Origin of the sequence: Kaistia nematophila (assembly GCF_026343855.1) — a bacterium.
GTDB lineage: Bacteria > Pseudomonadota > Alphaproteobacteria > Rhizobiales > Kaistiaceae > Kaistia > Kaistia nematophila.
Genome location: NZ_JAPKNK010000004.1, coordinates 88,202 through 101,301, shown reverse-complemented (window position 1 = coordinate 101,301; position 13,100 = coordinate 88,202). Strand labels below are relative to the sequence as shown.

Here is a 13,100-nt window from a genome sequence, read left to right as displayed (position 1 = left end):
CCTCGAATTCGGCAGGGCGCTGGCAGCCTTGGGTGGTATTGGCTCATCCGGCTGCTCTTTTTCTTCGCCCGGTCGCTCTGCGTGAGGCTAGTATGCGCAAGGTTCAGGCACGGACCAGAGAGAATTTGTGCTTTCGCGGGTGATTTTATGCTCGACAAACTGGCGCTTCGCGCCCCGGTCATGAAGACGGTTTCGCTGCCGCGCGGCCGCCACAGGCTGCACACCATGCCGACCAGCACGGGCTACGAGACGCGCAGCGACGCGAGCTATAGCTGGGACGGCCGCAAGCGCGGCCAGACCCCTTTCACCGTGCTTCAGCACACCGTTTCGGGCTTCGGCAACCTGCGCTATGAGCGGCGCAATTATCGCGTCGGCGCGGGCGAGACGATGCTGGTGATCGTGCCGCACAACCACTGCTATTCCGTCGAGCCGGGCACGCCCTGGGAGTTCTTCTGGATCTCGATGAACGGGCAGGAAGCGCTCCGCATCCATCGCCAGATCCTGGAAGCCACGGGGCCGATCCTGCGGCTCCGGCCCGACACCATCGACCACCTCGCCGATTGCAGCCTGCGGCTGGTCGAGGGCGGCGGCGAGACCCCCGGCGCGGCTTCGGCGATCGCCTACGAGGCGGCGACGGCGCTCTATGACGACGTGTTCGGCTCGCATGGCGCCTCGCTCGCCGACAATGGCGTCATCCAGCGCGTGATCGAGCACATCCTCGCGAATCTCGACAAGCCGCTGTCGGTGCCGGAGCTGGCCGAATTCTCCGGCTTCAGCCGGGCGCATTTCTCGCGCATGTTCGCGGCGAGCGAGGGCATGCCGCCGGCCGAGTTCGTGCTGCAGGAGCGGATGCGCCGCGCCGCCCGCCTGCTCGCCGGCCAGCAGGTCTTGTCGGTGAAGGAGGTCGCGGTGCTGTCCGGCTTCGACGATTCCAACTATTTCGCCAAGGTGTTCCGCCGCTTCTTCGGCACCAGTCCGACCGAGTTCCGCACCACCGGCATGTATGCGAGCGCCTGCTGAGGCCGGCCGCCCACCTGATTCGTTGTGAGTCAAGAATAACTACATGTTGACGGAGAAAGCCGAGAAGCGCACTACATCTGCGTGTCGAGGCTCTTTCGAGTCGCAAGATCCGGGAGTTTGAGGGAATGCCGGGACGCCCTGAAAAGGGTGAAGCCGGAGCTGCCCCCGCAACTGTGAACGGCGAGTATCTGTCCGGAGAGACCACTGGAACCGTGAGGTTCCGGGAAGGTGGGCAGAACGACGACCCGTGAGCCAGGAGACCTGCCTCGACAGATTGAAAACGTCCTCGGGCGGGGTGTCCCGGTGGAGCGCTGGAACCGTGCGGCCTTTTTCGGGCCGCGCGTTCTATTCGCTTCGGCTCGCCCCCGCTCCAACATCTGGGCTGAAGCCGATGTCACTCACGATCGATTCCGACCGCAGCGTACCCCTCGCGTCCAACCCGTCGCATTCGCCGGTTCCGGTTCCGTCCAAGGCGTCTGCCGCCGCCACGCCGGCATTTCATGTCATTCGTCGCAACGGCTCGGTGTCGCCCTTCGACGCCGCCAAGATCGCCGTCGCGCTCACCAAGGCGTTTCTCGCCGTCGAGGGCAACAGCGCCGCCGCCTCGCGCCGCGTGCACGAGATCGTCGACGACCTGACCGGCCAGATCGTCAGCGCGCTGACGCGCCGCGTCGGCTCCGATCGCGCGCTGCATATCGAGGACGTGCAGGACCAGGTCGAGCTGGCGCTGATGCGCGGCGAGCACCACAAGGTCGCCCGCGCCTATGTGCTCTATCGCGAGGAGCGCGCCCGCGCCCGCCGCACGGCCGAGGCGGCCGTTCCCGCCGGCGCGCCGCTGTTCCAGGTGCGCGGCGCCGACGGCATCCTCCGCCCGCTCGACGAGCGCCGCCTGCAGCTCGTGGTCGACGAGGCCTGCGCCGGCCTCGCCGATGTCGACGCCGCCGCGATCCTCGCCGAGACGCGCCGCAACCTCTATGACGGCATCTCGCCGGCCGAGCTGGCGCTGGCGCCGGTGATGGCGGCGCGCACGCTGGTCGAGAGCGAGCCCAACTACGCCTTTGTCAGCGCCCGCCTGCTGCTCGACATGCTGCGCGCCGAGGCCGTCTCCTTCGTCGAGGGCGTCGTGGCGCAGCCGACCCAGGCCGAGATGGCGACCCGCTATGCCGACTATTTCCCCGCCTTCATCCGCGTCGGCATCGAGCACGAGCTGGTCGATCCCGAGCTCGGCCGCTACGACCTCGCCCGCCTTGCCGCGGCGCTGAAGCCCGAACGCGACCTCAACTTCCAGTTCCTGGGCCTGCAGACCCTCTACGATCGCTATTTCCTGCAGACCGGCGGCACCCGCATCGAGCTGCCGCAGGCCTTCTTCATGCGCGTCGCCATGGGCCTGGCGCTGCGCGAGATCGACCGCGAGACGCGGGCGATCGAGTTCTACGACCTCTTGTCGTCGTTCGATTTCATGGCCTCGACGCCGACCCTGTTCAATTCCGGCACGCTGCGGCCGCAGCTTTCCTCCTGCTTCCTGACCACGGTGCCGGACGATCTCGACGGCATCTTCAAGTCGGTGAAGGACAATGCGCTGCTGGCAAAGTATTCCGGCGGCCTCGGCAATGACTGGACGCGCGTGCGCGGCCTCGGCGCCCACATCAAGGGCACGAATGGCGAGAGCCAGGGCGTGGTGCCGTTCCTGAAGGTGGCGAACGACACCGCGATCGCCGTCAATCAGGGTGGCAAGCGCAAGGGCGCCGTCTGCGCCTATCTCGAGACCTGGCATGTCGACATCGAGGAATTCCTCGATCTCCGCAAGAACACCGGCGACGACCGCCGCCGCACGCATGACATGAACACCGCCAACTGGGTGCCGGACCTGTTCATGCAGCGCGTCGCCGAGGACGGCGTCTGGACGCTGTTCTCGCCCGACGAGACGCCGGACCTGCACGACCTCTACGGCCCCGCCTTCAAGACCGCCTATGAGGGCTACGAGGCGAAGGCGAAGCGCGGCGAGATGCGCGTCCACAAGGAGGTCAAGGCGACCGACCTCTGGCGCCGCATGCTGACCATGCTGTTCGAGACCGGGCATCCCTGGATCACCTTCAAGGATCCCTGCAACATCCGCTCGCCGCAGCGCCATGCCGGCGTCGTGCACTCGTCCAATCTCTGCACCGAGATCACGCTCAACACCTCGAACGACGAGGTCGCGGTCTGCAATCTCGGCTCGATCAACCTCGCCCACCACATCGTCGGCGACGGCCTCGATCTCGACCGGCTGGCGCGCACCGTCCAGACGGCGATGCGGATGCTCGACAACGTCATCGACATCAATTTCTACACGATCCCGGAGGCGCGCCGCTCCAACCTGCGCCATCGTCCGGTCGGCCTTGGCCTGATGGGCTTCCAGGACGCGCTGCAGGCGCTGCGCATTCCCTACGCTTCCGAGGCGGCCGTCCGCTTCGCCGACGAGAGCATGGAGGCGATCTCGTTCCATGCGATCTCGGCCTCGACCGACCTTGCCGCCGAGCGCGGCCGCTATCCGAGTTTCGAAGGCTCGCTCTGGTCGCAGGGCGTCCTGCCGATCGACTCGGTCGAGCTGCTTTCGGAAGCCCGTGGCGGCCTCGATCTCGACCGCTCGACCGTGCTCGACTGGGAAGGCCTGCGCGAGCGGGTGAAGACCGTCGGCATGCGCAATTCCAACACCATGGCGATCGCGCCGACGGCGACGATCTCCAACATCTGCGGCGTGGCGCAGTCGATCGAGCCCGGCTACCAGAACCTCTACGTCAAGTCGAACATGTCGGGCGACTTCACGGTGGTGAACGCCGCCCTGGTGCACGACCTGAAGGCGCGCGGCCTCTGGGACGAGGTGATGGTCTCCGACCTCAAATATTTCGACGGCAGCATCGGCCCGATCGACCGCATCCCGGACGATCTGAAGGCGCTCTATGCCACGGCCTTCGAGATCGACTCGTCCTGGCTGATCGAGGCGGCGGCGCGCCGGCAGAAGTGGATCGACCAGGCGCAGTCGCTCAACCTCTACATCGCCAATCCCTCGGGCAAGAAGCTCGACGCGCTCTACCGGCTCGCCTGGCAGCGCGGCCTGAAGACGACGTATTACCTGCGCTCGCGCTCGGCGACGCATGTCGAGAAGTCGACGCTGAAGGGTACGGACGGCAAGTTGAACGCCGTCTCTGCGGTGATCGCCACCGCGCCGGCAGCCGCCGCGCCGATCGTCGTGCCGGCGGCGATCAAGCCGGCCCCCCAGCCGATCGCGATCCCGATCGGCGAAGCCTGGGGCAAGGCCTGCGCGATCGACGACCCCGACTGCGAGGCCTGCCAGTAAGGGCAGGGGGAGGGGCTGGGCTTTACCTCTCCCATGGGGAGAGGTCGGACCGCAGGTCCGGGTGAGGGGTTCCAGCCTCACCCGGCAATGCCTCGACCCCTCACCCGCCGGCTTCGCCGTCGACCTCTCCCCCAGGGAGAGGTGAAGAATCGTGTCGTCGCGCGCCTCCGTGCCGCGCAGCCAAAATTTCAAAGGAGTTGACCATGCTCGATTGGTCCGAACCCAAATCCGCTCCCGCGCCGGGCGCGCTTGTCGCGACTACCGGGCAGGGGGATACCGTCGCCGATGCCACCGGCCTCGGCGCCATCGACCGCGCCGGCGGCCGCGTCTCCGTCGACGACAAGGCGATGATCAATTGCCGCGCCGACGTGAACCAGCTGCTGCCGCTCAAATATCGCTGGGCCTGGGAAAAGTACCTCGCCGGCTGCAACAACCACTGGATGCCGACCGAGGTCTCGATGCAGGCCGACATCGCGCTGTGGAAGTCGAAGGACGGGCTGACCGAGGACGAGCGCCGCGCCATCAAGCGCAATCTCGGCTTCTTCGCCGCTTCGGAATCGCTCGTCGCCAACAACATCGTTCTGGCGATCTATCGCCACCTGACCAATCCCGAGTGCCGGCAGTATCTGCTCCGCCAGGCCTTTGAGGAGGCCGTGCATACGCACACCTTCCAGTACATCGTCGAAAGCCTCGGCCTCGACGAGGGCGAGCTGTTCAACATGTATCGCGAGGTGCCGTCGATCACCGACAAGGCGGCCTGGGCGCTGAAGCACACCCAGCATCTCGACGATCCCGATTTCAAGACCGGCACGCCCGAGACCGACCAGGCGTTTATGCGTGATCTCGTCGCCTTCTACGTCATCTTCGAGGGCATGTGGTTCTACACCGGCTTCGCGCAGATCCTGTCGCTCGGCCGGCGCAACAAGATGGTCGGCATCGCCGAGCAGTACCAGTACATCCTGCGCGACGAGTCTATCCACCTGAATTTCGGCATCGACGTCATCAACCAGATCAAGGCGGAGAACCCGCATCTCTGGACGGCGTCGTTCCAGGACGAGCTGCGCTCGATGATCCGCGAGGCGGCGGAGCTCGAGGCGGCCTATGGCCGGGATACGATGCCGCGCGGCTTCCTCGGTCTCAACGCGGCGCTCTGCGAGAGCTACATGCACTTCATCGCCAACCGCCGCTGTGCCCAGTTGGGCCTGGCGCCGGTGTTCCCGGAGACGGAGAATCCGTTCCCGTGGATGTCGGAGGCGATGGATCTCAAGAAGGAGAAGAACTTCTTCGAGACGCGCGTGATCGAATACCAGAACGGCGGCGCGCTCGCCTGGGATTGATCAGGAAGACCCTTGCCCACGAGAGATCGGGGTTGGTGCCAGCTTGGCACACCCCTCTATCCTCCACGCTCCATTTCACCTCTCCCTCAGGGAGGGGTGAAATGGAGGGGCTTCGCCCCTTGATAAGGAGGAGCAGCCTCAGCGCAGCTCCGCCGCGGCGTCATAAGTCCGCTGCGCCGTCAGCACGGCATCCATGTTGCGTTCGGCCCAGTGGGCGAGCGTCGCCACGGTCTCCGTGAGCGTGCGGCCGAGCGGCGTCAGCGCGTATTCGACCGTCACCGGCACGGTGGCGAAGACGGTGCGCGAGACCAGCCCGTCGCGCTCCAGCTTCTTCAGCGTCTGCGACAGCACCTTCTGCGAGATGCCCTTGATGTCGCGCCGGATGTGGTTGAACCGCACCGGTTCGCCATCGAGCCGGTCGAGGATCAGAAGCGCCCATTTGTCGGCGATCCGGTCCAGCACCAGCCGGGTCGGGCAGCGATCCTCGTAGACGTCATAGGCGCGCTGCAGCGTTGTCGTTTCCATCCGTCTTCTCCGGGTAGCCGGTATCCTCGAGGGAACCTTGTGAGCTGAAAGTGCTCTCTTCATAACTGTCTCAATCCGCAGTATGTAGCAAATCGAAACAAGGTTTCCAAACGAAACTGGGATGATCGTGATGACGAAGAAGATTCTGGTGCTCGGCGCGACCGGCAATGTCGGCCGGCCGCTGGTGAAGGCGCTGCTGGCGAAGGGCGAGGCGGTCAAGGCCGCGTCGCGATCCGGCCAGCCGGTGGAGGGCGCCGAGGGCGTCGTGTTCGACTATGCCGATCCGGCGAGCTTCGGTCCGGCCTTCGACGGCGTCGACCGCGCCTATGTCATGCTGCCGGCCGGCTATGTCGCGGCGAAGGAATTGCTGCTGCCGGTGGTCGAGGCGGCCGTGGCGCGCGGCGTCAAGATCGTGTTCCAGAGCGTCTTCGGCGTCGAGGCGGACGATTCCATCCCCTATCGCCAGGTCGAGATCGCGATCGAAAAATCCGGCGTGCCCTATGTGATCCTGCGGCCGAACTGGTTCGCCGACAATTTCCATACCTACTGGAAGGCCGGCGTCGATCATGGCGCGATCGCCGTGCCGGCGGCCGACGGCAAGTCGAGCTTTATCGATGTCCGCGACATCGCCGAGAGCGCCGCGGCAGCGCTGACCACCGACCGCTTCGACGGCCGCGCCTTCAACCTGACCGGCCCCGAGGCACTTGGCTATGCCGAGGCGGCGACGATCCTTTCCGGTGTTGTCGGCAAGCCGATCGCCTATACCCCGGTCGAGGACGACGCGTTCATCGCCATCCTGACCGGCGCCGGCGTGCCGGAGGACTATGCCCGCCTGCTGACTTCGATCTTCTACCCGGTGCGCCAGGGCTGGACGGCCGTGGTGACGAAGGATGTCGAGACCCTCACCGGCAAGTCGCCGCGCTCGGTCGAGACCTATGCGGCTGACAACGCTGCGGCGCTGACCGCCTGATCCAAGCTGACCGCCTAATCCAAAAGCCGAGCCGGCGTCATCGCCGCCGGCTCAGCCCCTTGCCGCCGCCGCGTCCAGCACGCGGGCGAGATCGTGCTCGGCCCGGGCGAGGATGGCTTCGACCGCCATTCTTGCGCCGGCGGCGTCGCGCAGCCGCAGCGCCTCGACCAGGTCCCGGTGCAGGCGGAGCGTCTCGGCATGGTCCGGCACGGCGCGGTTGGACGCGTCGAACGCCTTTTCCAGCGCCGCGTGGACCAGGCCGGAGAACCGGGCGAAGACCGGGTTGTGGCTCGCCCCGAGCAGGAGCGCGTGGAAGCGGAGGTCGGCCGCCGTGAAGGCGCCCGTGTCCGCCGCGCCCGCCATCTGTCGCCAGGCCCCGTCCATGTCGGCGATTTCCTGCAGCGTCGCCCGGGAGGCCGCGAGTTCGGCGGCCATCGGCTCGATCGCCTGCCGCGCCTCGAGGACCGAGCGCAGCAGCGCCTCGTCGAGAAAATCGGCCCCGAGCCAGGTCAGGATGTCCGGATCGAGCAGGTTCCACTCGGCCTTGGCGCGCACGAACGTGCCGACGCGCGGCTTGCCGCGCAGCAGCCCCTTCGATTCCAGCACTTTCAGCGTTTCGCGGATGACCGTGCGGCTGACGCCGAAGCGGGCGCAGAGATCCTGCTCGCGCGGCAGCCGCGTTCCGGGCGGATGGGCGCCGGTCGCGATCGACCGGGCGAGCGCCGCCACGATCTCGTTCTGCACGCGCGGCCGGGTCCGGCGCGGCGCTCCAGGGACGGCGTCCGCCTTGTTTCGGGTTTCGATCATGAAATGATCATACAACAAGATTGACGGGTATGATCATTGTTTCTAGCCTCCGATGCTGTCCGGCGTGCTGCGGTTGAACGCCCGGCGGCGCGGACGCCGCGCTTTCCCTTCAGGTCCCGCTGGCCGGGACGGCATCGAGGCCTTTTGCATGAAGATCACCGGCATCGAGACGCATGTCGTCAATGCGGAGATGCGGAACTGGGTGTTCGTCCGCGTCCTGACCGACCAGCCGGGGCTCCATGGCTGGGGCGAGGCGACGCTGGAATGGAAGGCGCGCGCCATTGTCGGCGCCATCGCCGATCTCGAACCGATCCTGCTTGGGCATGACCCGCGCGACATTGAGAACGCCGTCCGCGCGATGAAGAAGCACGGCTTCTGGCAGCCGCTCGGCGTCATCGGCATGACGGCGCTGTCGGGCATCGAGATGGCGCTCTGGGACATTCTCGGCAAATCGCTCGGCGTGCCGGTCTGGCGGCTGTTCGGCGGCAAGGTGCGCGACCGCGTGCCGGTCTATACCCATCTCGGCCTCGGCCAGATGGACGCCGTCTATCATTCGATGGACGCGTCCTCGCTGGTCGAGCGCGGCCTTGCCGTCAAGGAGCAGGGCTACAAGGCGATGAAGGTCGTCAACGTGCCCTACACCCACTACACGGCGACGCCGGCCGCGATCGACGACTTCGTCCGGAGCATGGCGGCGCTGCGCGATGCGGTCGGGCCCGAGATCGAGCTGATGGTCGATTTCCACGGCCGCTGCGCCTCGGCCGGCGCCGCGCTCTCCTATCTGCGCGCGCTGGAGCCGTTCAATGTCATGTTTGCCGAGGAGCCGATCCCGCCCGGCGACGTCGCCTCGATGAAGGTGATCGCGGCCGCCTCGCCGGTCGCCATCGCGCATGGCGAGCGGCTGACGAGCGCCGCCGAATTCGCGCCCTATATCGAGGCGCGCACGATGACGGTGGCGCAGCCGGATCTCTGCCATTGCGGCGGCTTCAGCGAGGCGCGCCGGATCGCGGCGCTGGCGGAAGTGGCCGGCATCGGCCTCGCCCCGCACAATCCGCTCGGGCCGATCGCCGGCGTCGCGGCGCTGCATTTCGATGTCGCGACGCCCAACGTCATCATCCAGGAGGAGATGACCGGCGCGGTGCCCTGGTATTTCGACGTCGTGCAGGGGCCGATCGAGCGCGTCGACGGCGCCTGGCAGGTGCCGCAGGCGGCCGGCCTCGGCGTCGAGGTCGATCTCGCCGTGGCGGCGAAGCATCCCTGGAAGCAGGAGCCGTTCCCGACCCGCGAAGCCGTCCTGCCGGACGGCACCATCGTCGACTGGTAGGCGCGCGTCATGACGGGACGTCTCACGGACAAGGTCGCGATCGTCACCGGCGCGGCGCGCGGCATCGGCGCGGCGATCGCCCGCGCCTTCGCCGCCGAGGGCGCGCAGCTCGGCCTGGTCGACATCGACGCGGATGGGCTCGCCGCCTTCGCCGCCGAACTCGGCGCGACGGGAGCGCGGCCGATGACGGCGGTGGCGAACATCGGGGAACGCGCGGCGGTCGAGGCGGCCGTCGCGGCGATCCTCGCGCGCCATGGCCGGGTCGACGTGCTGGTCAACAATGCCGGCATCAACGTCTTCGCCGATCCGCTCGAGCTATCCGACGAGGCCTGGCAGCGCTGCATGGCCGTCAACCTCGAAGGCGCCTGGCACATGATCCGCGCCGTGTTGCCCGCCATGTTGGCGGCAGGGCGGGGCGCGATCGTCAACATCGCCTCCACCCATGCCTTCTCGATCATCCCGGGTACGTTTCCCTATCCGGTCGCCAAGCATGGCCTGCTTGGCCTGACCCGGGCGCTCGCCGTCGACTATGCGCCGCAGGGCATCCGCATCAATGCGATCGCGCCCGGCTATATCGAGACCGACAAGGTCCGGGATTGGCTGGCGGAATTTCCGGATCCCGCCGCGGCACGGGCGCGGATCGAGGGGCTGATCCCGCTCCGCCGCATCGGTACGCCGGAACAGGTCGCGCATGCGGCGGTATTTCTCGCCAGCGACGAATCCGCTTTCAGCACCGGCTCGGTGCTGACCATGGATGGCGGCCGCTCCGTCGTCTATCACGACTGAAGCCATCGCCCGGCCGGGGCCAGGCGATGGACTTCGGCATCGATGGACTTCGGTATCAGAGCTTGAGCAGCGGGTCGGGCTGGGCGTTATCGAACGGCACGTCGTCCGTGCCCCAGCGGCGATGCACGACATGCAAATGAGCGTCACGGCCGCCATTGTCGCGCAGGATGGCGAGGATGCGCTCGTCGTCCTTGGCCTCGGGAGCATGCACCCAGAGGAGCAGGCCGCCATTCTTCAGCTGCTCGTGGATCGCGTCGGCATGCTTGCGGCCGAACAGCCGCGACAGCAGGAAGCCGGCCGAGCCGGTGGCGAGCGTGCCGCCGATCGTCACCGCCAGCGCCGGGATCATCGCGACGCCGACCGTGCCGGCGACGAGCGCCGCGCCGAGGCCGGTGATCAACGCCGGGCCGCCGGTCAGCGCCGCCGCGCCTTCGACGCGCGAATCGCTGGTCACGAAGGCGGCGCGCGGCGCGTCTTCCTTGTCTTCGAGGGCGCTGGCCGGGGCGGAGATCTTGTCGCTCGGCGCCAGCACGCTCAGATCCGCCTGGCGGACGCCAAACTGCATCAGCGCGTCGACGGCGGCGTTGAGGGCGGCTTCGCTGTCGAAGACCGCGACGGCCTCGCGCTCCTGATAGCCGAAGTTTTCGCCGGTCGTGTCTTGGCTCGTCTGGGTCATCTCGCTTCCTCGATATGCACGGTCATCCGGACGCTGCGCCGCCCACGGGGAATCGGCGCGCAATCCGTTGCCGTGATCGTATAGGCACAGAAGGTTTCCCCGCGATGACCAGGATCATCCTGCGGCGGTTTTTCACAACCGGAAGGCGCTTCTTTCTTCCGGTGCGCCTGCTGGATGCCGCTCGGAGCTAGACGTCGGCGTCGGCGCGCGCCGCCTCCCGGCGGCTCTCCAGCGGCGTCAGCCCGTAATAGCGGTGCTTTTCCTGGTACATGCGCGCGTCGGCGCGCTTCACCACGTCTTCCAGTATTTCGCCTGGCGTGCTCGTCGCCGCGCCGATCGACAGGCTCAGATTGGTGGCGGAATAGTACTGGTTGTTGAGATCGACCAGGCGGCGGATGTCCTCGATCGTCTGCTCGGCGCCGGCCTCGTCGGTGCCCGGCAGCAGCACGGCGAATTCGTCGCCGCCGATGCGCGCGGCATGGGCGGGCGCGCTCACCAGCTTGCCCAGCACCTCGCCGGCCCGGCGCAGCAGTTCGTCGCCGGCGGCGTGGCCCCACTGGTCATTGGCGGCCTTCAGCCCGTTCAGGTCGATGATGATGATCGAGATCGGCGCCGGGCCGTTACGGCGCAGGCGGTTCAGCTCGTCGACGAAGAAGGAGCGGTTGTAGAGCTTGGTCAGGACGTCGTGCTTGCCAAGGAATTCGAGATAGGCCTCGGCCGCCTTGCGCGCGGTGATGTCGGTCAGCGCCACCTGGACCAGCGACCAGTCGCGCTCGTGGCCTGGCAGGACCGAGAACTGCATGTGCAGATGCAGTTCCCTGCCGTCGATGGCGTAGTTCACGACCTCGCGCTGCTGGAACAGCTTGCCGTCCCAGAGATCGACCAACTGCTCGCGGAAGGGCCGGTTCATGCCGTCGCGGAAGATGTCGCCAAGGCGCAGCAGCAGCATCTCGATGTCGTCGGCGCCGAAAAGCTGCAGCGTGTGCCGGTTGACGTCGATGACGCGAATCTCACTCATGCAGCGGGTGACGAACTCGGGATGCACGTCGGTGAAGACGCGGAAGTCGATGATTCCCTTCAGGCGGATCTCATCGATCAGCCGCTTGACGCTGGAGAAGTCCTCGACCCAGAGCGAAACGGGCGAGTGGTGGAACAGGCCGCGGGCATATTGCTCGCTCGAGGCGAGGCCGCGGCGCGCCGTCTCGCGCTCCGTTACGTCCTCGATCGCCACCAGCACGCGCTCCCAGCCGGCTTCGTAGCCGGGCACGATGGTGCCCTTCAGCTGGATGTCGAGGCGCTTGCCGTTCAGCGTGTAGTTGACGGTATGGCTGGTGAATTCGGTGTCCCCGTTCCAGAGCTGGACCAGTTCGTCGACATGGGCGTGGAGCATGTCGTCGCGAAAGACCTTGCCGAGATTGGCGACCAGCTCTTCGAGGCTGTCCGCCTCTAGCAGGGAAAGCGTCTTGCGGTTGACCTTGAGCACGCGGAGGCGGCTTGAGCAGCTCTTCACGCGCGACAGGTCGGCGCGCAGATAAGCGCCGAGATCCGTGATCCCCGCCTGCCGCCACTCGTCGAAAAGCGCCTTCAGGCCGCTATAGTCTTCTTCCCATAGCGAAACCGGCGCGATGTCGAACATCTTGCTGTCGGTGTTCGGCTCACTCTGCATAGGTCCAACCCGCACGTTTCGGGGAGGGGCCAAAGCCTGGGATGACCACTTTGTTGACCCATCCCAAAGCAGCAGCGTTCCCAGCTTATGACAATTGTGTTGACCATCCCCTAAATGATGCGGGTTGGCTAGGGTCCGGATGTCGCGCTAGCGGGTGCGGCTCAGCGTTACCGAACCGATGCCGGCCGCGAGGTCGAGCCCCTTCTGTCCGGAAACCGAGAGCGGTTGCAGCGAGATGCCATTGCCGCCGCCGACCAGCACATTGGCGCCGAGCCCGACGCCGGCCGTAGCTTCCGCCGTGGCGCCCGCGTAGGTCCCGGCGAGATCGCCGTGCCGCCTGGACGGCTCGAGCACCGCCCAGACGATCTGCCCTCCGGTCGTGACGCCGACGTCGAGACCGATCCTGTTGATCTTGCCGCTGTAATACTCCGCGCCGCGCTTGGAGTTGTAGGTGCAATCGAGCCTCTTGCTGGATCCCACGATGAAGCCCATGCCGGGCGCTACCCGGCAGACGAGGGTGCCGGTGCGGGTCGCGGCGGTGGCTGTGCCGGCTCCGAGCGTCGAGATGGCGGCTAGCGTTGAAGCTGCTATGACGATTTTCAGGGAAGCGGACATGTCAAACCTCGTGCTAGGTGACAGTCAGGGGAAACGG

11 protein-coding genes and 1 riboswitch are annotated in these 13,100 nt (G+C 66.8%); of the genes, 6 read left to right on the top strand and 5 right to left on the bottom strand.

Going from position 1 to position 13,100, the window contains the following annotated elements; genetic code table 11:
• Positions 1–147: 147 nt before the first annotated feature.
• The 3 genes from OSH07_RS11340 (at position 148) to OSH07_RS11330 (ending at position 5,694) form a co-directional block, all read left to right on the top strand.
• Positions 148–1,020 carry an AraC family transcriptional regulator gene (locus OSH07_RS11340; RefSeq protein ID WP_266338760.1) on the top strand — a complete coding sequence of 291 codons (873 nt, stop codon included), beginning with the start codon at positions 148–150 and terminating at the stop codon, positions 1,018–1,020.
• Between the two features lie 70 nt (positions 1,021–1,090).
• Positions 1,091–1,303: riboswitch (cobalamin riboswitch) on the top strand.
• 108 nt (positions 1,304–1,411) lie between these two features.
• The gene (locus tag OSH07_RS11335) at positions 1,412–4,357 is read left to right on the top strand and encodes a ribonucleoside-diphosphate reductase subunit alpha (RefSeq protein ID WP_266338759.1); all 2,946 of its coding nucleotides are present in this window, start codon (positions 1,412–1,414) and stop codon (positions 4,355–4,357) included.
• 203 nt (positions 4,358–4,560) lie between these two features.
• Positions 4,561–5,694 carry a ribonucleotide-diphosphate reductase subunit beta gene (locus OSH07_RS11330; RefSeq protein ID WP_266338758.1) on the top strand — a complete coding sequence of 378 codons (1,134 nt, stop codon included), beginning with the start codon at positions 4,561–4,563 and terminating at the stop codon, positions 5,692–5,694.
• A gap of 138 nt (positions 5,695–5,832) precedes the next feature.
• Here the strand turns inward: OSH07_RS11330 and OSH07_RS11325 are convergent, their stop codons facing one another.
• Complete coding sequence (locus tag OSH07_RS11325) at positions 5,833–6,219, bottom strand: winged helix-turn-helix transcriptional regulator (RefSeq protein WP_266338757.1); 387 nt, start codon at positions 6,217–6,219, stop codon at positions 5,833–5,835.
• Between the two features lie 130 nt (positions 6,220–6,349).
• On the opposite strand from OSH07_RS11325, the gene OSH07_RS11320 reads away from it, so the two are divergent.
• The gene (locus OSH07_RS11320) at positions 6,350–7,189 is read left to right on the top strand and encodes an SDR family oxidoreductase (protein WP_266338756.1); all 840 of its coding nucleotides are present in this window, start codon (positions 6,350–6,352) and stop codon (positions 7,187–7,189) included.
• Between the two features lie 51 nt (positions 7,190–7,240).
• Here OSH07_RS11320 and OSH07_RS11315 read toward each other — a convergent pair whose 3' ends face one another.
• A complete protein-coding gene (locus OSH07_RS11315; RefSeq protein WP_420909626.1) occupies positions 7,241–7,993 on the bottom strand; it encodes a FadR/GntR family transcriptional regulator in 753 nt (250 codons plus the stop codon).
• A gap of 151 nt (positions 7,994–8,144) precedes the next feature.
• Here OSH07_RS11315 and OSH07_RS11310 point away from each other — a divergent pair, with 151 nt between their 5' ends.
• Together OSH07_RS11310 and OSH07_RS11305 are read left to right on the top strand one after the other, a co-directional pair.
• The gene (locus OSH07_RS11310) at positions 8,145–9,320 is read left to right on the top strand and encodes an enolase C-terminal domain-like protein (RefSeq protein WP_266338754.1); all 1,176 of its coding nucleotides are present in this window, start codon (positions 8,145–8,147) and stop codon (positions 9,318–9,320) included.
• A 9-nt stretch (positions 9,321–9,329) separates the two neighbouring features.
• Positions 9,330–10,106, top strand: coding sequence for an SDR family oxidoreductase (locus OSH07_RS11305; RefSeq protein ID WP_266338753.1), 777 nt, complete (start codon positions 9,330–9,332; stop codon positions 10,104–10,106).
• A 55-nt stretch (positions 10,107–10,161) separates the two neighbouring features.
• Here the strand turns inward: OSH07_RS11305 and OSH07_RS11300 are convergent, their stop codons facing one another.
• The 3 genes from OSH07_RS11300 to OSH07_RS11290 form a co-directional block, all read right to left on the bottom strand.
• Complete coding sequence (locus tag OSH07_RS11300; protein WP_266338752.1) at positions 10,162–10,782, bottom strand: hypothetical protein; 621 nt, start codon at positions 10,780–10,782, stop codon at positions 10,162–10,164.
• Positions 10,783–10,969: 187 nt separating this feature from the next.
• A complete protein-coding gene (locus tag OSH07_RS11295; protein ID WP_266338751.1) occupies positions 10,970–12,448 on the bottom strand; it encodes a sensor domain-containing diguanylate cyclase in 1,479 nt (492 codons plus the stop codon).
• 147 nt (positions 12,449–12,595) lie between these two features.
• Positions 12,596–13,063, bottom strand: coding sequence for a DUF992 domain-containing protein (locus tag OSH07_RS11290; protein ID WP_266338750.1), 468 nt, complete (start codon positions 13,061–13,063; stop codon positions 12,596–12,598).
• Between the last annotated feature and the right edge of the window lie 37 nt (positions 13,064–13,100).